The organism is Pontixanthobacter gangjinensis (assembly GCF_009827545.1).
GTDB classification, from domain to species: domain Bacteria; phylum Pseudomonadota; class Alphaproteobacteria; order Sphingomonadales; family Sphingomonadaceae; genus Pontixanthobacter; species Pontixanthobacter gangjinensis.
Window position 1 is genome coordinate 1,107,558 of the sequence record NZ_WTYS01000001.1, and the last position, 18,533, is coordinate 1,126,090.

Below are 18,533 nucleotides of genomic sequence, written 5' to 3' on the forward strand. Positions count from 1 at the left end.
TTTCCTTCCGGAGTCATCCCCAATGCGTTTTTCAAGAGGTTTCGCCGCCGCTTTCAGCCTGCTGCTGGTAAGCGCTTGCAACATGTCCGGCGATGCGGGGGGCGATGCACCGAAGGTCGCACCAATCCTGACGACCGAGGATGCGAAAGACGACCAGAGCTTCGCCCAGCCAGAACTGGCGCGAGTGACGCATGTCGATCTCGAGCTTGACCTCGATTTCGACAAGCAGACGGTTTCGGGCAGCGCGATGCTCGATATCATAGCGGAAAAAGGTGTCGATATTGTCGTTCTCGATGATGATGGTCTGAAAATTGAAACGATTACCGATGCCGATGGCAAGCCGCTCGACTTTACGGTCGGTGAGGTTGTTGAAGGCAAGGGCGCACCGCTGTCGATTACGATGGGCGACGCGCGCGAGATTACCATCACATATTCCGCCAGTGATGCGGCGGCGCTGCAATGGCTAAGCCCGGAACAAACCGCTGGCGGCAAACATCCCTATTTGCTTAGCCAGGGTCAGGCGACGCTCAACCGGACATGGATTCCGACGCAGGACAGCCCAGGGATCCGCCAGACTTGGGCTGCACGGATTACCGCGCCGGATGAATTGACCGTCGTGATGTCCGGATTGTCGGAGGATGAACCGGAAACGCTGGACGATGGCCGCCGCGCATTCACCTTTGAAATGGACAAACCGGTTGCGCCCTATCTGATCGCGATTGCGGCGGGTGATATCGTGTTCAAGGAACTCGGTCCCCGTTCGGGCGTGTGGAGCGAGCCGTCGATGATTGACGCCGCCGCCGCCGAATTAACCGATACCGAAGCGATGATTGACGCTGCCGAGAAGCTCTACGGCGACTATCGCTGGGGCCGCTATGATATGATCGTGCTGCCGCCAGCCTTCCCCTATGGCGGGATGGAAAACCCGGTCATGACTTTCCTGACCCCTACCTTCATCGCGGGTGACCGCAGCCTGACGGGCTTGGTAGCGCATGAACTGGCGCATAGCTGGTCGGGCAATCTGGTCACTAACGCCAATTGGACCGACAGTTGGCTGAATGAAGGCGTAACCTCCTATTTCGAAAACCGGATTGTAGAGGAGATTTATGGCAAGAAGCGCGCCGATCAGGAAGCCGCCCTCAGCTTTGCCGCGATTGAAGATACGCTGGCAGAGGTGGGCACAGATGATCCCGGCACCGCCTTGCATCAACCGGTCAATGTCGATTCTATCGGAAGCGCGATTGTGTATGACAAAGGCGCATTCTTCCTGCGAACGGTGGAGAGCATTGTGGGCCGCGACCGGTTCGACGCATGGTTGCAGCAATGGTTCGACAATCACGCATTCCAGCCTGCAACCTCGGCGATGATCCTTGCCGATATGGAAGAGAATCTGGTCAAGGACGAGGCTGAGGCAGAGCAGCTGCAATTGCGCGAGTGGATTTACGGCACCGGCCTTCCGGATAATGTCGCGCGGCCCGATCCGGCAGCCTTTGCCGAAGTGGATGCAGCGGCAAGAGCCTTCAGCGATAAGCGCAAGCTCGATACGGAAGCATGGGACAAATGGACCTCCGCCGAGCGCCAGCGTTTCCTCGCAAAAATCCCGCGCAAATTGAACGAAGCCGAACTTGCCGGATTGGACGAAGGGCTGAAACTGTCAGCCTCGACCAACAATGAGGAACTATTCCTTTGGCTAGAGCTGGCGCTGCAGAACAAGTACGAAGCTGCTGTGCCCACGACCGAGCAATTCCTTGCCAGGGTCGGACGCCGCAAATTTGTCGCGCCCTTGTTCGAGGCATTGATGGATCAGGGCGCATGGGGCCAGCCGATTGCGAAGCGGATTTATGCCAAGACCCGGGCCAGCTATCATTCGGTTACGCAAGGCACAGTGGATGGGTTGGTGAAGGGCTAGAAATATCTCGCCGAGCGCCGCAATCAAAAGTTGCAAATGGTTCGGGAAATCTTGTTGTCGCCTTCGCTCGTTGTCAGAAAAACGCCGTGGTCATCTGTCCAGCCAATGGCCTCACCCTGTTTTTCGGACAAGATCGCCAAGTCGCAGACTGCGGCAGGTTCAAGTGGTGCACCATTTGGCAAATTCACCGTGATGTCGAAAAGATAGACTTCGCGATAGGTCCGTACAGCCAACATCCGCCCGTCGCTTGCCAAGGAAGCATCGGTCACCCACCGGCCGATTGACCGGTTTGGAGTGATCGCAAATTCAAAGTCACGCAGCGCGGTGGCAATCGTGCCAGATGATGTTACCGGATCAAAACTATAGAGCGCGATGCCGTTTGAGCGGCCCTTGGTTATCAAATTGATCCGGCCATCCGTGGTAATATAAAATGCCTCGACATCATGCGAATTGTCTTCATATTTGAACCGGAGCGTCTGGATCAGACTTAACGATAGATCGCCATTAACGGCGCTTTCTGCTGTGACTTGCGGTTCGGCAATTTTGTAGATCGCCGAATATTCGTGCTTCTCAGCATTGTCACCAGTTTCGCCAATATACAGGCAATCTGCGTTGCTCCTGCCGTCAAAACACGGTGCCAGCTCGATAGCCTCCCAATCGCGATTATCGGCGCCCTCAATCCGCCAAGTGCCAAGATCATGCCCGAACTGGTCGAATGCATAGACTTCCGCCGCATTGCCGGAATCGTTGATGGTCCAAAAAATACCGGGCTGGGTCTTGCTTACAGCAACTCCCGAACTTTCCGTAATAACGCGGTTTTCGAAATGCCAATGTGGGCGATTTTCTTCGGCGACAGGATGCGCAGAGGACGTCGTGACGTGACCCGCTCCCAAGACCAAAAACGCAATGGATGCAGCTTTCATGTTTGGCATCAAAAGCATTGGCAAAACGATCTCCGTGCATCGCCCGCAGGCGTTAATGCGATAGGTGGCGCAGGCTCGCAGGCGGGTCAAGTCAGCGGCCTCTGGCGAAATTCTATCGACAAAGGATTGGCATAGGCGCGATTTTCCGTTGCATCCGCCAGGAATCCCCCCACAATCGCAGGCGATGCTGCGCCAATATGAATTAGTCGAGCGGGTTCTCGCTTACGATCCGGATGCCGATGAGGCGCTGCTGAACCGCGCCTATGTCTATACCGTGCAAAAACACGGTAGCCAGAAACGCGCCAGCGGCGACCCTTATTTCAGCCATCCTATCGAAGTTGCCGGTTTGATGACCGATCTGCAGCTTGATCAGGAAACCATCATGACCGCGCTCCTCCACGATACAGTGGAAGATACGCTGGTCACGATCGAGGATATCGAACGAAATTTCGGGCCGGAGGTCGCACGGCTGGTCGACGGGGTGACGAAGCTTAGCAAAATCGAGGCGATGCCCGAAGACGAGCGCGCGGCGGAGAATCTGCGCAAATTCCTGCTCGCCATGTCGGAAGATATCCGCGTGCTGCTGGTCAAGCTGGCCGACCGCTTGCACAATATGCGTACGCTGCATTTCATCAAATCACCTGAAAAACGCCAGCGAATCGCGCGCGAAACGATGGATATCTATGCCCCATTGGCGGAGCGGGTCGGCATGTACGAGTATATGCGCGAAATGCAGCTGTTGGCGTTTGAGCAATTGGAGCCGGAGGGATACCGCACAATAACCGGCAGGCTCGAACAAATCCGCAAGCAGGATGGAGGGCAGGTTGATGCGATTGCGCTGGCAATCAAACAGGCGCTTGCAGAAGCGGGCCTTAAGGTTGAAGTGACCGGCCGCGAAAAACACCCGTTTTCAATCTGGAAGAAAATGGCCGAGCGGCACGTTTCGTTCGAGCAGGTAACCGACATCATGGCGTTCCGCGTCATCACCCAGAATGAAGCCGATTGTTATGCGGCATTGGGCGTGGTTCACACCGTTTGGCAAAGCATCCCGGGCAAGTTCAAAGACTATATCTCCACCCCCAAAAACAACGGCTATCGCTCTCTCCACACATCACTGATTTATGAAAACTCGATGCGGGTCGAGGTGCAAATCCGGACCAAGGAAATGCACCAGACGAATGAATTCGGACTGGCGGCGCATTGGGCATATAAGCAAGGAGACAGACCCGACGGCGCGGTCGGCTGGCTGCGCGACCTGATCGAAATTGTCGACGCCAGCCATGATGCAGAGGAACTGCTCGAACACACCCGCATGGCGATCTATCAGGACCGGATTTTTGCGTTCACGCCCAAGGGGTCGCTGTTTCAACTGCCCAAGGGTTCAACGCCGGTTGATTTTGCCTTTGCGGTACACACAGATTTGGGCGCGCAAACCGTCGGCGCGAAAATCAATGGCCGCCATATTCCGCTGCGCACACCACTGAATAATGGCGACGTGGTGGAGATTATCAAAGGGCCTGGCGAGACACCGCAATTAAGCTGGCTGAGCTTCGTCGTAACCGGCAAGGCGCGCGCGGCGATCCGCCGGTCAGTTCGGCTGAAAGAGCGTGATGAAGTGGCAGAAATCGGCCGCAAATTGTTCGATGACATTGCCATTCGGGTGCCGGCGAAGATCGGCAAGAAGGCCACGCGTGAAGCAGTCAAAAGGCTCGAATTCGAAGAAGAAGAGGATTTGATGTATGCGATTGGCGCGGCCAAGCTGACCGATCGCGAGGTGATGGAAGCGCTGGTCCCGGGCTGCACCACCGACATGGAACCTGACAGCAATTGGGCGAAACAGGAGCGTGCGATCTCCATTCGCGGACTAACGCCTGGTGTCGGGTTCCAATTGGCGGAATGTTGCCATCCCGTGCCGGGCGACCGGATTGTCGGCCTCCGGAAACAGGGCGCGGGGGTGGAAGTCCACGCTATTGATTGTTTCGAGCTTGCGAGCGGGATTGATGCCGATTGGCTTGATCTGTCGTGGGGCCAAAAATCGAAAGGGGCGGTAGGGAAATTACGCGCTACCTTATATGACCGGCCTGGCGCTTTGGCGGAAATGGCGGGAATATTCGGCCAGAACGCTGCTAATATCCGCGCGCTGACCTTGTCTCAGACCGAACATCCCTTTGGCGTGTACGAGATTGATCTTGAAGTGCAGGATATCGCCCATTTGACCCGAATTCTCAGCGCGCTGCGGGCGAGCGATGCAGTGGCGCAAGCAGAGCGGATCTAGCGCATGGCGGTAACCGGCATCGACCATGTGCAATTGGCCATGCCTAAGGGCGGAGAGGGCCAAGCGCGGGCGTTTTATTCGGGGGTATTAGGGCTGGCGGAGGCGCCCAAACCGGCAGATTTGGCGAAGCGTGGCGGGTGCTGGTTTTCAGGCGGTTCGGCACATGTGCATCTTGGTGTAGAGGAGCCGTTTGCTTCCGCCAAGAAAGCGCATCCCGCGCTGTTGGTTGATAATCTGGCGGAAATGCGTGCACGACTGGATGCAGCAGGCGTAGCGTTTAACGATGGCAAACCGCTTGAGGGTTATTTGCGCGGTGATATCAGCGATCCGTTTGGCAACCGGATTGAACTGATGCAACGTATTTAGCCTCGTGATCGCCAGCGCAGGCTGGGGCCGGGCGAAGACAAACTCTGTGGTTGATTCGGGGTGGTCCTAGCCTGCGTTGCGGTTCGGTCGCGAGCCTGACTGCGCGTTCGGCGCTCCATTCGTTCACTCGCTAGCGGAAACCCGCCGCACCGGCACAGGAATGTTGCAAATATCCGCGCCGCCAGCGGGTGCGATAAAGAACGGATCACGGCGATTGGCGCGGGCATCGGCATATTTGGCAAATGTTTCGCCCTCGGTTGAAAGATATTCGAAGGCAGGCCGATTTTCGGCGGGCAAATCGCTGGCGACGCGGACCGACAATATCGGGGTTCGCTTGTCAAACTCGTCTTCGCGGTAGAAGCCGAGTTCACCCTTGCCACGCGGCAGGCTGGAGAGATGCTCCATTCCTTCGATAATCCGCCCTACCAGCGCGATGTTGCGATCCAGATGCCGCGGCGCATGGCCGATGACGGTGTAAAGTTCTGCGCCAGAGCCAGTGTCGGGCGAATAGTTACGCCCGACGCCGATCATTCCGTAGCAGTGGACGGGCCACCATACTTGGTTCCAGGAGTATCCGGAAGTGGCTGCCGGCCAGCCGGAATAGAAATCCACCCTGGGGGCGTATGCGTCGCGACTATGCCATGCCGGATAAGGCTCTGTTTCGACGGGTTGTAGCACGGCCTCCGTCGCCTTCCTCGATTGACGTTCCGCATCGCGCTCTGCGTTGCGATCCTGCCACTCGAACAGGCTCGATGTGTACTCCTCCTCCTCCATCACCTTCAGCCCTTCAGGCAGAACCTTCGTCTCGCCAGTCGCCTCAGGGTTGTCGTAATTCGGGTCGCCCCATTGGACGACGTAATTGTCCTGCACGCGGTTGACGCTGATATTGTCATACCATTCGGCGCGGGCGAAGGTTCGGATGTTGCTGACCCAGCCCTGGCTGAACGGCGCAGGCATCAACTGGATCACCACCTGCCGCGCATTGCCCTCGGCATCGGGCGCCAGAGTCATCACCAGCAAATCCTCCGCTGTAATGCTGACCCACTCGCTGGCGGGGGCTCCAGCAACGATCTGTCCCGGCGAGGGCGGCCCCTCCGGCTCGGCATCCTGCGCGGCGGCAGGGAAAGTGAGGGCGACAGCGACAGCAGCGAGCAGGCAATGTTTTTTCATAAGCGTTATCCTGCCACCGGAATCAACCTTGCGAAAGCCCCCTGTGGCGGCTAGTGCGCGCGTTCTGCCGGAAATCGCCAAGATTGCCGGTAGCGGGGACACGTGGCCGAGTGGTCGAAGGCGCACGCCTGGAAAGTGTGTAAAGGGGCGACTCTTTCGTGGGTTCGAATCCCACCGTGTCCTCCATTTTTCTCCTTTAAGTAGCGGATAAAAAAGCAAGTTCTGCTGGGGCCTCTAATTTGCTGCCGCATCTGTTGCCGCACTGGTTTGCAGTTGCGAGCAGATATTGGCGAATGACGTAAGGGCGATCTCGTCAGGCACGCTCATTGATGGGCTAACCCCTTTTTGAACGCTGAAGTGTCAGTTTCGAATCGCCGATGTCGCTGATCGGATTTTTGATAGTGTGACGCTGTGCTGTCATTGCTGCCAAGAGCCACGGGGAGGAGGGGGCGTGGTGCAGGAAGCGGCAAGTCCTCACGCAGCCCAAGCCCGGTTTGCGTGAGCGGGCTTTGTGGTTCCGCCTTCTACCCGCGTTGCGTCATAAACCCCATTAGCCCAGCCGCAATCACCGGCGCTCCAAAAATGATGAAGCACCCGAGAATAACCCGCATGCCCTGCCGCCAGTCAAGCCGCCCGGTAAGCATCATCACTCCGACAAACGCTACTGCTAGAACGCACAGGCCCGTTGCAACGCTACCCAGCATCGTGTCAGCAATCCACCCCGCTGAATCACCAAGCGCATTGCGGCCCGAAGGCTCGAACAAAGATCGCCGGAATTCTGTCATCCGCCCGACCTGACCATGACTTGCGATACGCCGCGCTTGCCGCCCTCGCGGCCAAGTTGGACGAACACATCAACACTTGCGCGAACGTAATGCCGCACATCATCCCATCCCAGCTTGGTTCCGGCTTGGAGAACCAGCAGCGCCAGCTGCTCAATGGCCCGCTCCGGTGTGTCGGCGTGAATTGTGGTCATCGAGCCGGGGTGGCCGGTGTTGACTGCGCGCAGGAAAGTGAACGCCTCCACCCCGCGCAATTCGCCCAGAATAATCCGATCGGGCCGCATCCGTAGCGCTGCAATCAGCAAATCCTCCGCAGAAATTTCCGCCTCGCTGGTCTGTCCTCGCGCGGCCAGCAAGCCAACGGCGTTCTCATGGGAAAGGCGCAATTCCTCGGTATCCTCGATCAGAATCAACCGTTCTTCGGCTGGAATTTCGGCAATCAGCGCGTTTAGAAATGTCGTCTTACCCGAAGATGTCCCGCCGGAAATCAGGATATTCTTGCGCTGAAGCACTGCATTCTTGAGAGCTGCTGGCGCCTCGCTGCCGCCGAGCGATTTATACTCGTCCGATATGTTCAGTCGAGCCGGGCCGTCTCGGGTCATGGAAAAGGCGTCCGCATCGATCCAGTCAGCCAGCGACATACCCGCTGCGACATGCCGTCTTATCGCTAGCACATGCCCGCCACGTGATGCTGGCGGACCAACGATCTGGACGCGTGAGCCATCGGGTAAGCTTGCAGCAAGCAGCGGTTGTGACCGGCTGATGGCTTGCGAGCTATTGGCAGCAATCTGGCGTGCCAACCGACCAAGTAGCTTCTCGTCCAGCCCTTCAACACGTTCGCGCTCAATCTCGCCGCCGGTCGTTTCAAACCAAACTTCTTCAGGCTGGTTGATATAGATGTCCGTGACATCGTCCCGCGTCAGATAGGGGGCAAGCGGCGCAAGAAAGCTGTCGAGATAATAGCTGCTTTCCAAGATCAGAAATCCACGGTCGAAAAATCAAGATCGCGCGCCACAAAAATCGAAACGCTGGTGCCATGCCGGATTTTCAACGTGGGGCGGATCGATTGCTGGTTTTGAACCTGAATGTTCTGCGTACTGCCTGGCAGGGCGACGACCACTCCGTCGCCGCTTGTTTCTCTTGTTGCGATACCCACTCCGATATCGAGGACCGATTGTAGGATGGCACCCCCGAACCGTTGGAAGAATTTGCTATCGACATCGCCTTTCACTCCGGCGCGGCCAAGTGGATCGGAGGATGGCGAGTCGAGCGCGATGGTTACGCCGTCAGGGCGGATCAACCGTGTCCATTGGATCAGTGCACGTTTCTCGCCCAAGTTGAGCCCCGCTTCATATTCTCCATAGATGCGGCTGCCGCGTTGGATCAGGATACGGGTCCCATCAAAGCTGTAGACGTCCCGTTGAACCAAGGCCCGTGCGGCACCGGGACGGGTGGAATTAAGCGCGGTTTCGAGCACAGCCGGAATGACTGTGCCTTGCGAGATGGTGAGCGAGGGATTGAGGAACCGGCCAGCGCGCACGCGGCTATCGGCAATTTGAGGTGTCGGCTGCGAGCTTGCGCCGGGTGCGCTGCTGAAGGCACGATCGAATACAACAGAAGAAACAGGGGCCCCAGTCGGCGGAGGGGGATATTGCGGAGGCTGCGCACTTGCGATCGCACGAGGAAGTGTAGCCGGTGATCTGCTTGGCTGCTGCGGAGGTGCGGATGGCAAGGGGCGGACGGAGAAGGGTCGTTCACGGATATTGGCGAGCCGCGTTTCGAAGTCTTCAGGCAAACGCAGCGGTGGTGCAGCAGCTATTCTTGAACCATCAGTTGCAGCAACCGGTGCAATGGTTGGCGCATCCAATCTGGCGCGATTGGCATTGAGCGCAGAAAATAGCCAAATTCCTCCAATGAGGAGAATGACCGCGAAAACCCAGACGCCCAAATTTCCTGAATGCGACTTTGCTACGACCGGACGAATATCCGTCTCGTTTTCTGTGTTTCCAGGAGAATACTGGGCTGGTTGATCAGCCATCAACTATCGCCTTGAGGCTCAGCGCTTCGCTGCGCGGTGGCCTTGTCTTTGTCTATCCGGAACACAAGTTTACGGTGGACCCGGTCGATAACAAACACGCCGCTGCGCATATGCCCGTTGACCACCTGTTCATCGCCGGTCGGACCGATGGCAAAGATCGCTGGCAAATCCTGCTCTGGCGGAAACTCGATTGTGGTGCGCACACCGTCATCGCTGATCCGCGCTGGACGCACCGATTTATCTCCGCGCATGCGGTAATCCCAAGTCTGGCCCGTAGGTTGGGGAATCTCTTGTTGTAGTTCTTGCGTGGGCATCAGTGGACCGGCTCCCGCATAAGTGAAGCTTACCAGATAAGCAGATGTGAGCGTCATGGCCGTTTGCACGTTGAAGCGGTAATCGCGGCGACCTGTTTGAACCACCATTCCGGTGCTGGCCGGCTCACTCAGCGGCAAGATCAGAAAACTGTCGCCCTCTGCCGATACCCTGACATCGACCAGCGAGGGGTCTTCAAGACTAATCCGCCGGATCTGTTCGCCGGGTTCAAGCATGACTGTAAGCCCGGTATTGGGCAGTGCGGTGAGGATGTATTCTTCCCCAGCAGTCCATTCTACGGTCTGGATGCGAGGGTTATCTGCGGATGGCTGCGGCACGATTTGCGCCGATAGCGCTGCGGCACAAGGAAGCGCCAAACCCGGCAGAAAACGGAGCGGCACTATCATCATTGTGACGGCGCCTGAACAGCCGGGCGGGCCTCTGTAGCGGGCGCGGGGCTAGCCTGCGGGATGCTGAGTTCAGGCAGGGTTTCTGCGTCACGTCGGTAGCGGGTCACCTGAAAGCCAAGTGGATTGATCAGCCGGTCTGCCTGCGTCATATCTGCGGCGCTGAACTCATAATCGATAATGGCTGCCCAATATTCGGGGGCCTGCGGTTGCGCGCCGGGATCGCTGCGAATGGTAGTAAAGCGAACCATGGAACGGTTGGTATTCATTGAAGAGATGCTTCGGATCTCGGTCTTGATTGTGCCGCCGCGAGGCATGAAGGATATCGGGCTCAGCGGGTTACCCTCTTGCATTTGAGCGATGTAACGGCTGCGAGCATCGCCTGCGCTCCACAAACTGACCTTACGGTAATCCTCCTGCAAACCCGCTGCATCAAAACTCTCGCGGGCGATTACATATTGCACCAAAAACGAGCGAGTAAGCGCTGCATCAGGAGCAATTACCTGAGTATCTAGTGGCGATAGGGCCTCTACATGTCCGGTCTGCCGATCGACCAACAGTGTATAGGGAACTACGGTTTTCAGCGGAGTGAGATAAACGAGTGCAATGGCTTCAAGCACAGCAATCAGCGCGGCTACGCAGGCGACAATCCAGGCGATCCGCCTTGAACGTTCCACATCGGCTGTTACGCTGCGTGACCAATCACTTGGCGTGTCATATGCCAGGTCGTCCATATCACTATGACCATCTGATGCATTCATTGGGCAGCATCCCTTTTGGTGCCAGCTTGCGAGCTACGAGTGCCAGTTCTTCGGTAAGAACTACCTAGCCTTGGAACTGAGGCGAGCTCTGTGGCTGGGTTAGCTTGAGCGGCGCCTGTATCTCCACGAGATGCAAGCGTACCGCCTTGGTAAGCGTGAACCCGCGAACCAGCAATTTGCTCGCGCCGCACAGTCGTTTCGACACTATCCGAAATTCGTTCAACTCGGCTCCGATTGGATATTTGCACGGGTGAGGACGGATTTTGCTGAGCAAACATCGCCGAAGAAGCGTTTGTTCCAAGATGATAAGTGGGGAGGCTTGGCCAACCGCGGTTGAACGCAACTTTCGCCAAAAGCCAGATCATTGCAAACTGGATCAGGGCAAAAGAGAGCGTGATTGCAAACAATTCAATGGGAGCCGACGGGGTAGCATATCCAAAACTGCGAACCCGAATTGCGTCTGCTAGCCACGGTTCAAGGATCGACAATTGCAAGGCGAGCACCACTGTCGTTCCAATCGAGCCAATCACTGTAAGGGTAAGCCCCCTTAGCCAGCCTGAGAATATGCCGCGCGTTTGTTCGAACAGCAGCAGCCCCGCTGCCAGAGGCGCAAGTGCCAACAGCAAAGCAGCGGCTATGCGAAGCAAGCCAACGCTCGCTATCGTTCCAGACAGATATGCAAGCCTACCATAGCCAAGCGCTGTATCATCCTGGATTGCTGTTCCTGCAAATCCCGCGCCTGTTTCGCTCCCTTCCAGAACCGCGCCAGTGTTTCTGCCAGTGCCAGCTTGCGCAAGGCTGACCATTGTACGGTCGGATTCCTGCAGTCGTTCAGCAAATCTTTGCGAAGTGCCACCAAGCGTGTTGGGCACAATTGCGTTGGCAATTTGGGCTGGTCCGTCGAGCACTACGTCATGAACAACCGTACGGAATGCAGGCCACGAGAATGCAAGCGTCAACACAATCCCGATTTTCAAGATACCGAACACCGCTTGGCCCATGCCAGCGCCCATGCCAGCGCCCATGCCGGGCGCAGGCCCAAACAGAAGCCGAATACCATACAGGGCTATGAACAATGTCAGCAACGCAGCCGCCACCGTTGCTGCCACCGATCCCGGTTGGCCAAGCGATTGATAGCCATAACTTCCGATTACCTGCGCTTGGCAATCAATATGATCGATCACTCTCAATAAGAATCGGTCACCTGTAATGATCGATGGGCACGCCACTACGCGGCCTGCCTCAAAAGAACGTGGAGCCAATTCGCCGGATCAGGCCCCGTAGAGCCAACAATTTCGTCAAATAGCCGGACCGTTTTCTCGCGGCCGGACAGGATGACGAGAAGATCAGTTTCGCCCGTAAGATCAAGCCGGGCAACGACGCTCTCTTTGCCGTGTCTGATTAAAAAGCAATGCGAGCTATCGGGCAGAGTTCTGACAAGCTCGAATTCATGCGGCGTGAGACCAAAGCCGTGAATATAATCTTCAGCCCGGGCCTTGGGGTTGATCATGAAGATTTGCGTTGCAGCCTGCTCGATAATCGCGCTGGCTATCTTGCTGTCGAGCGCATCTTGCGCGCTCTGGGTTGCAAATCCAACAATGCCATTGCGTTTGCGAATGGTTTTTTCCCAGTCCTTCATCCGCCGGACAAAGACTTCGTCATCGAGCGCTTTCCACCCTTCATCTACCACGATGATAGACGGGGTTCCATCAAGCCGTTCTTCCACACGGTGGAAGAAATAGAGCATAGCCGGTGTGCGGACGACCGGATCATCAAGAATGGAAGTCATATCGAAACCGACCGTTTCATGGGTGATATCGGTTTCGTCCATCTCATTATCGAACAGCCATGCCCGCTCGCCCGAGCCCCACCACGGCGCAAGGCGTGATTTGAAATCGGACGACGTGGCTTTCTCTGCGCCTTTAAACAGCTCGGCAAGATAGCGAAGCCTGCGCCGCTTCATCGGCTGCTGGAAATTAATCTCGAGCGCATCGCGGATCTGGTCAAGTTCGGCTGCGCTGCAGCCGCCTGCGAGAATTGCCAACCACTCGAACAGGAAACTACGGTTGGCTGGCGTGTCGCTCAGTTGCAGAGGGTTGAGGCCTGACCGTGTGCCGGGGTTGAGTCTGTCATATTGTCCGCCAATGGCCCTGATAAACAATTCTGCGCCGCGATCCTTATCGAAGAAAATTATCCGCGGGTTGTATCTACGCGCCTGCGCAAGGAGGAAATTCATCACCACTGTCTTGCCCGAGCCAGAGGGACCTATGACCGTGAAATTGCCCAGATCATTGTGATGAAAATTGAAGAAATATGGTCCCGCTGCGGTTGTTTCCAGTAGGGTGACAGCATCGCCCCAATGATTACCTTGGGGGCGGCCCACCGGGAAGTTGTGGAGGCTGGCGAAGCCGGCAAAATTGGTCGTTGAAACAAGTCCGCGCCGCGTGATGTAACGAAAATTGCCCGGGAACTGCGCCCAAAATACTGGCTCCAGCGCGATATCCTCGCGCACCGCATTGATCCCTAGATCAGCGAGCAAGGCGATGACCTCCGCCACATGATGGCCAAGCAGCTTTAAATCATCGGCATAGATCGCGATGCTGGTGTGGTGTTCGCCAAAACCGGCGCGTCCGGCTGCAACTTCATCTTTTGCAGAGCCAAGCTCATCGCGAAGCGAGACAGCTTCATCTTCCGCTGAGCGCATTCGGCGGAGCACCATGTTCATGCGGCTGAGCGCCTGGCCCCGTTCAATGAAAGCGAAGCTTTGGCTGACATTGAGCTCGAATGGCATCCGGTAGAGCTCGTCGAACATGCCGGGCATGGTACGGTTCGGATAGTCCTTGATCGAGAGGATGGCCGCAAAGCGTCTTCCATCCGCGCCTGTCGGGGCAAGCTCTACCGTATCTTGCCCAAAACTAATCCGCCGGGAGGGAATATGATGGCCGATATCGCCGTGCGGCGCGCCAACTGGCTTCATAACTCCGTTAAACAGGTAGGATAAGAACTCAACCGGCTCCGACCGCATGCCATTAGGCGTGTCATATCGCGATAAAACTACAGGCTCGTATGCGCCAAGGGCGGCGACCAATGCCTCGCGCGCATTTGATAGCGCATGCCTTTCCGCCAGCATCCGCTCGGCATTCTGGTTTGCAGCTTGGCCCAGCCATGACTTTACGCGTCCGGCCAACCCGATTGTGCCCGGCAGCGGCCTGCGAACCAAAGTCAGAAAAAGATCATTGACGAAGAGCTGCTTAGCTTCGAGCCGTTCGGTCCATCGATCGTTCAAATTTCTGGAAAAATCGTCGCCAAATTCGCCATCCAGAACTGTATCGGCGCGGCGGCGCAAGACGTGATGATAAATTGCAAAGCGGGATGTGCCGATTGCCCGGGTCATCGCATCGCGCAATTCTGCGCGGTAATTCAGTTCTTCGCTATCGGCTGTCTCGAACAGGAAGCCGCGCAGGCGGATTGTCTGCATCAACAGGCCGTCGCGTGTTTCGATGGTCACATCGTCTATATGCCGCGCGTAGGGAAGGTGACCGCCTGCCGGCACCTCGCGCGCAATGACTTTCGGATCGCGTGTCAGGGCCTGTAGGAATTGCACTGCCAGATCCCGTAATTCTTGACCCTTGGGCAATTGCGAACGCGCGAAATCCAAAGGTCAAAAAAGCGCGGCTCGTTGAGGCAAAAGAGCATCCCGATGCCGTGAAATGCGAGCGCTGCGAGCAAGACCCACCAGCTTTTGAACACCAAAAACAGTTCGACGGCAACGACGACATTGATGATGAAGAATGTGTAAGTGACGCCGGCAAACATCTGCGGACGCGTAAGAGCAACAAACAAAGTATCTTGCCGCAAACTGTCTGACATTGACCCATCCCCCCAATGGCATCCCGATATCCCAGCATTGTCTGGAGAATCGGTGATCGCTCGACGCTAGCTTAACAAGAAAACTGAGTCATCTATTTTGCTTAAATTGTTCAGCATATAGCCCGTATGCTGAGGCTCAAGCGCCCCCGAGCTATTGTGCTAAACACGAGCATGGCATTGCTCTCTTAACGGAGAAATCGTGATAAGGGTTTGGGGTCTTATTTTCGCTTATTCGCCATTAGGACGAGACTCGAACCCTGCTCAAATCACGGCCTCAAACCTGTGTCATAGGTGCTGACGGGAAACAGCAGGTTTGAAGCTATTGGAGGGGTTGGAAATTGGCGGCGGTCAGACCCCGCCTGTGTTTTTACTTCGAAGCTTTCGCCCCGGAAGCCGCTGCTTTACCAGCTTTACCAGCTTTGGCTGCATACATTTCCAGCCCGATAGCCCAGCGTCTTTGGAACCCGCGCCAATGTTCCGGCTGACCGTCCCCGGCGAGCGTGCCGTTCAACTGTTCGCCAAATGCCACTTCCCAATTGCTGTCATTGGAATCCACTGCTGGCACGTTAAGATAATCAGCCTTGCTCGTGTCGCCCTTCAGCGTCATGTCCAGGAAGGCGGTCACGAAATGCTGGTTGATCGCGTTCAGCCGTTCGCCGCGCCAGACTGGTTCCATCAGGAATTCCGAGGCGGTGAAACTGCTATCTTCAGGCATTTCAAATGCGTTGCCGACAATATTGTGCCGCGCCTCGCGGTAGACCAGCATGTAGCGGTCGCTGCCGATCAGATTGTCGAACAGCCAGGTTACGCCGTCCGAGTAATTGACGACATCATCCTGATTGCCAGCAACGACCAATGTGGGGACGTTGATCTTCGCCAGCGATTCCGCAGTCCACGCACGGTTGTCAGGCTGGCCGCCCCAAGGCGCGAAGGCCACCAGCGCGTCGATATCGGCGGCGTCTGCGGTCGCTGCAACAAGCTGCTCCTGTGCAGCTGTGGGCAAATTGGCCATCGGCTCATTGGTGAAGCTGTAGGGCGCACCAGCTGTCGCAATCGCGCCATATCCGCCCATCGAATATCCGATCAGGCCGATATGTTCAGGATCGATCAAAGCCGAAACAGGCTCGCCGCCCGATTGTGCCGCGCTAACGATCTGATCGAGAACCTGCCGCTGGTCGAGCGTGCGATCTACCAGTACATTGCCAAATGAGATGAGGAAGTCGGTAAGCCCTTCGGACTGCTGGTCTGCGTGATCGATAGATGCGACGACATAGCCGCGCGAGGCGATATGTTCGCCAAGATTGCTGAATTGTGTGTCCCATCCGCCAAAGCCATGCGACATCAGCACCAGCGGGAATTTCTCGCCTGTTAGGGGCTGTGCGCCGTCAAAGGCGATGCCTTGGCTAACCACTTTGACCGGTACCTGAGTGCGCGGTTCCATCGTATGCTCGTAACGCAATGCCTCTGCGCCGGAGGGTTGCTGCGCAGGATACCAGATGCGGACGGAGACTTTCCGTTCGACCTCATCGAGACTGCCGGTAAGCGCGCCCCAGCCGTCGATCCGGGTGCGGTCAGGCAGAGCATATTCGCGCAATTCTGTACCGACCGCGAATTCGCCCGTCCGGCCAAGCTCGGGGCTTTCCCCCGACTGGCCCGGATGTACAGTGGGCGTGACAACATAAGCGGTGGTGGCGGCTCCGGCCAAAAGCACTCCGGCCAGACCGACCGCGATGTAGCGTTTCTTCATAGGTCGGCCTATTTTTTGAGTGGATTGGGGTGAGCCAATTAGCTTCTAGCCAGCAAACGAAGCGAACATTCGCGCTAGCCATCCTGCTGGAGGTGCGGTTTCGGTACGGGCATTGGGCGATATCGGGCATTCGAGGCAATAGGCCTGCATCCCGCGCACCGCCAGAAGCCGGTCGAGATCGCTCTGAACCTGACCCAGCAGCGCTTGCTGACGTCCGCTGACCATCGCGAACAGATCGCCTCGCTTGGCAGAACGCGTCTCGCTCGACATCATATTGCGCAGCAGGCTGTCATAACCGCCGGGTGCATTGCCAAGGTGTTGGACATGCCATTCGCCGTCAGCCAACTTGGCTTGCTTGGCTGCATAGGCAATCGCATCATCTATTCCGCCATATTGGTCGACCAGCCCGATCTGGCGCGCAGTGCCGCCATCCCAGACGCGGCCCTGACCGATTGCATCGACTTGTGCCAGCGTGAGATTGCGCGATTTGGACACGCGTGAAATGAAGTCACGATAGCCGTCTTCGATGGAGGCCTGAAGGATCGAATCCACTTCGGGAGTAAAGCCCGAAATCAGATCGGGCTGACCGGAAAGCGGCGTGGTTTGCACACCATCACCATTTACGCCCCATTCCGTGGCGGCGCGCTCGAATGTCGGAATAACCGCGAAAATGCCGATTGATCCGGTGATTGTCTCTGGCTCCGCAAAGATCCGGTCGGCAGGCGTTGAAACCCAATAGCCGCCGCTGGCCGCGACATTGGCCATCGAAACGATAATGGGTATCTCCATGGCCTTGTGCCGCAGGATCGCCAGCCGGATTTCTTCCGATGCCATCACCGAACCGCCAGGCGAATCCACCCTGACAACCAGTGCTTTCAAATCGTCATCCAGAGCATCGTCCAACAGCGCTGCAATCCGGTCACCCCCAGCGGTGCCAGGGCCAGCTTCGCCATCGACAATTTCGCCAGCAATCGTGACAACGCCAATCGCGTCACCCGGCGTTTCCACCGCATTATCGGCCAACCATGCACCAAGCTCCGTCTTGGCATAGGCGCCGGGAGCTTCATCGAATTTATCTTCGCCTGCCAATTCGGCTACGCGCTCACCAAATTCTACGCGGTTGCCGATTTTATCAACCAATCCGGCAGCCAAGGCTGCGCTCGCAAGGTCACCCTGCGATTCAGCAACCCATTCGGCAGGGGTCTTGGTGACTTTGTCCAATTGCAATTGCGGACGGGCTTTCTTGACCTTGGCCTGCCATTCTTCCCACAGCGAGCCATAAAGCGCGGCATAATTCTCACGCGCTTCGGGCGACATATCGCCGCGAAGATAGGGCTCGACCGCCGATTTATAGGTGCCAACCTTGTAGACACGCGCGTTGATGTTCAGATTTTCGAGCAACTTGCCATAATACAGCCGTGACCCGCCCGGGCCGGCGATGACCGCGCCGCCCAACGGGTCAACCCACACTTCGCTGGCATGGGCAGCCAGCATCATTGCATCATCGCTATACCCGATTGCATAGGTCAGCACGGGCTTGTCCGCTTCGCGAACGCGGGCAAGCGCCTCGGCGACTTCCTGCATATGGACATGACCGCCGCCGACGAAGCTGGTTAGATCAAGCACAACTGCCTTGATCCGCTCGTCACTAGCTGCCTGATCAAGCGCGTGAACCAGATCGCGCGACTGGAATTCGCCAACCGGCGCTTGGCCAGAAAGCAACGCCTGAAACGGGTCGATCGCCGATTTTTCTTCGACAACAACGCCATCAAGATCAAGCAACAACGCGCCTTCGGTGACTTGGGCTGGGCTGGGGCGGGCAGTCAGTACCGCGAACAGCAAGGAGAAAAACAGCAGCAGAAAGAGCAGGCTGAGCCCGTCCTTTATTCCAACCAGTAATCGCCAGACTTTGCCTGCAAATGCCATCAATCATGCCTCAAATTTGATACTTTAGGTGGTAGGTAGGGGCACTT

The 18,533-nt window shown here is 56.8% G+C and carries 15 protein-coding genes and 1 tRNA gene; 4 read left to right on the forward strand and 12 right to left on the reverse strand.

All coding sequences use genetic code 11. The annotated features are described in order from the left end of the window. Nucleotides 1–22: 22 nt before the first annotated feature. Nucleotides 23–1,909 (forward strand): M1 family metallopeptidase, encoded by a 1,887-nt coding sequence (locus GRI36_RS05250; protein ID WP_160597500.1) that lies wholly within the window; start codon nt 23–25, stop codon nt 1,907–1,909. Between the two features lie 23 nt (nt 1,910–1,932). Here GRI36_RS05250 and GRI36_RS05255 read toward each other — a convergent pair whose 3' ends face one another. Beyond that, a complete protein-coding gene (locus tag GRI36_RS05255; RefSeq protein WP_160597501.1) occupies nt 1,933–2,832 on the reverse strand; it encodes a hypothetical protein in 900 nt (299 codons plus the stop codon). A gap of 184 nt (nt 2,833–3,016) precedes the next feature. On the opposite strand from GRI36_RS05255, the gene GRI36_RS05260 reads away from it, so the two are divergent. Both GRI36_RS05260 and GRI36_RS05265 read left to right on the forward strand, forming a co-directional pair. After that, on the forward strand, nt 3,017–5,107 hold the full coding sequence (locus GRI36_RS05260) for a RelA/SpoT family protein (protein ID WP_160599077.1): 2,091 nt from the start codon (nt 3,017–3,019) through the stop codon (nt 5,105–5,107). A 3-nt stretch (nt 5,108–5,110) separates the two neighbouring features. Further along, nucleotides 5,111–5,473, forward strand: coding sequence for a VOC family protein (locus tag GRI36_RS05265; RefSeq protein WP_160597502.1), 363 nt, complete (start codon nt 5,111–5,113; stop codon nt 5,471–5,473). Nucleotides 5,474–5,596: 123 nt separating this feature from the next. On the opposite strand, the gene GRI36_RS05270 is transcribed toward GRI36_RS05265, so the two are convergent. Further along, nucleotides 5,597–6,643, reverse strand: coding sequence for a peptidylprolyl isomerase (locus GRI36_RS05270; protein ID WP_160597503.1), 1,047 nt, complete (start codon nt 6,641–6,643; stop codon nt 5,597–5,599). 96 nt (nt 6,644–6,739) lie between these two features. Between GRI36_RS05270 and GRI36_RS05275 the strand changes: the two genes are divergently transcribed. Further along, a tRNA-Ser gene (locus GRI36_RS05275) sits at nt 6,740–6,829 on the forward strand. A gap of 338 nt (nt 6,830–7,167) precedes the next feature. Here GRI36_RS05275 and GRI36_RS05280 read toward each other — a convergent pair. The 10 genes from GRI36_RS05280 to sppA form a co-directional block, all read right to left on the reverse strand. Beyond that, nucleotides 7,168–7,428: a TrbC/VirB2 family protein gene (locus GRI36_RS05280; RefSeq protein ID WP_160597504.1), complete on the reverse strand. Its 261-nt coding sequence runs from the start codon at nt 7,426–7,428 to the stop codon at nt 7,168–7,170. Continuing rightward, nucleotides 7,425–8,399 carry a P-type DNA transfer ATPase VirB11 gene (gene virB11, locus GRI36_RS05285; protein ID WP_160597505.1) on the reverse strand — a complete coding sequence of 325 codons (975 nt, stop codon included), beginning with the start codon at nt 8,397–8,399 and terminating at the stop codon, nt 7,425–7,427. Before virB11 ends, GRI36_RS05280 begins: the two co-directional genes overlap by 4 nt. 2 nt (nt 8,400–8,401) lie before the next feature. Next, nucleotides 8,402–9,463, reverse strand: coding sequence for a TrbI/VirB10 family protein (locus tag GRI36_RS05290; RefSeq protein ID WP_160597506.1), 1,062 nt, complete (start codon nt 9,461–9,463; stop codon nt 8,402–8,404). After that, entirely contained in the window at nt 9,463–10,185 is a 723-nt protein-coding gene (locus tag GRI36_RS05295; RefSeq protein WP_160597507.1) for a TrbG/VirB9 family P-type conjugative transfer protein, read from the reverse strand. The genes GRI36_RS05290 and GRI36_RS05295 overlap by 1 nt, the downstream gene beginning before the upstream one ends. Then, complete coding sequence (locus tag GRI36_RS05300) at nt 10,182–10,943, reverse strand: virB8 family protein (RefSeq protein ID WP_235902170.1); 762 nt, start codon at nt 10,941–10,943, stop codon at nt 10,182–10,184. The genes GRI36_RS05295 and GRI36_RS05300 overlap by 4 nt, the downstream gene beginning before the upstream one ends. Then, complete coding sequence (locus GRI36_RS05305) at nt 10,940–12,205, reverse strand: type IV secretion system protein (RefSeq protein WP_160597508.1); 1,266 nt, start codon at nt 12,203–12,205, stop codon at nt 10,940–10,942. The genes GRI36_RS05300 and GRI36_RS05305 overlap by 4 nt, the downstream gene beginning before the upstream one ends. Further along, the gene (locus GRI36_RS05310; RefSeq protein ID WP_160597509.1) at nt 12,172–14,547 is read right to left on the reverse strand and encodes a VirB4 family type IV secretion/conjugal transfer ATPase; all 2,376 of its coding nucleotides are present in this window, start codon (nt 14,545–14,547) and stop codon (nt 12,172–12,174) included. The genes GRI36_RS05305 and GRI36_RS05310 overlap by 34 nt, the downstream gene beginning before the upstream one ends. Next, complete coding sequence (locus tag GRI36_RS05315) at nt 14,526–14,813, reverse strand: type IV secretion system protein VirB3 (protein ID WP_160597510.1); 288 nt, start codon at nt 14,811–14,813, stop codon at nt 14,526–14,528. The genes GRI36_RS05310 and GRI36_RS05315 overlap by 22 nt, the downstream gene beginning before the upstream one ends. 367 nt (nt 14,814–15,180) lie before the next feature. Next, nucleotides 15,181–16,560, reverse strand: a complete 1,380-nt coding sequence (locus tag GRI36_RS05320; protein WP_160597511.1) for an alpha/beta hydrolase family protein — start codon at nt 16,558–16,560, stop codon at nt 15,181–15,183. Between the two features lie 45 nt (nt 16,561–16,605). Next, nucleotides 16,606–18,486 (reverse strand): signal peptide peptidase SppA, encoded by a 1,881-nt coding sequence (gene sppA / locus GRI36_RS05325; protein WP_160597512.1) that lies wholly within the window; start codon nt 18,484–18,486, stop codon nt 16,606–16,608. Nucleotides 18,487–18,533: the final 47 nt, after the last annotated feature.

Excerpts from the sequence above, each read along its gene's own strand:
- GRI36_RS05250 (WP_160597500.1), top strand. The coding sequence starts at position 23 with ATGCGTTTTTCAAGAGGTTTCGCCGCCGCTTTCAGCCTGCTGCTGGTA.
- GRI36_RS05320 (WP_160597511.1), bottom strand. The coding sequence starts at position 16,560 with ATGAAGAAACGCTACATCGCGGTCGGTCTGGCCGGAGTGCTTTTGGCC.
- sppA (WP_160597512.1), bottom strand. The coding sequence starts at position 18,486 with ATGGCATTTGCAGGCAAAGTCTGGCGATTACTGGTTGGAATAAAGGAC.
- GRI36_RS05260 (WP_160599077.1), top strand. The coding sequence starts at position 3,017 with ATGCTGCGCCAATATGAATTAGTCGAGCGGGTTCTCGCTTACGATCCG.
- GRI36_RS05280 (WP_160597504.1), bottom strand. The coding sequence starts at position 7,428 with ATGACAGAATTCCGGCGATCTTTGTTCGAGCCTTCGGGCCGCAATGCG.
- GRI36_RS05295 (WP_160597507.1), bottom strand. The coding sequence starts at position 10,185 with ATGATGATAGTGCCGCTCCGTTTTCTGCCGGGTTTGGCGCTTCCTTGT.
- GRI36_RS05270 (WP_160597503.1), bottom strand. The coding sequence starts at position 6,643 with ATGAAAAAACATTGCCTGCTCGCTGCTGTCGCTGTCGCCCTCACTTTC.
- GRI36_RS05300 (WP_235902170.1), bottom strand. The coding sequence starts at position 10,943 with ATGAATGCATCAGATGGTCATAGTGATATGGACGACCTGGCATATGAC.
- GRI36_RS05315 (WP_160597510.1), bottom strand. The coding sequence starts at position 14,813 with ATGTCAGACAGTTTGCGGCAAGATACTTTGTTTGTTGCTCTTACGCGT.
- GRI36_RS05265 (WP_160597502.1), top strand. The coding sequence starts at position 5,111 with ATGGCGGTAACCGGCATCGACCATGTGCAATTGGCCATGCCTAAGGGC.
- GRI36_RS05255 (WP_160597501.1), bottom strand. The coding sequence starts at position 2,832 with ATGAAAGCTGCATCCATTGCGTTTTTGGTCTTGGGAGCGGGTCACGTC.
- GRI36_RS05290 (WP_160597506.1), bottom strand. The coding sequence starts at position 9,463 with ATGGCTGATCAACCAGCCCAGTATTCTCCTGGAAACACAGAAAACGAG.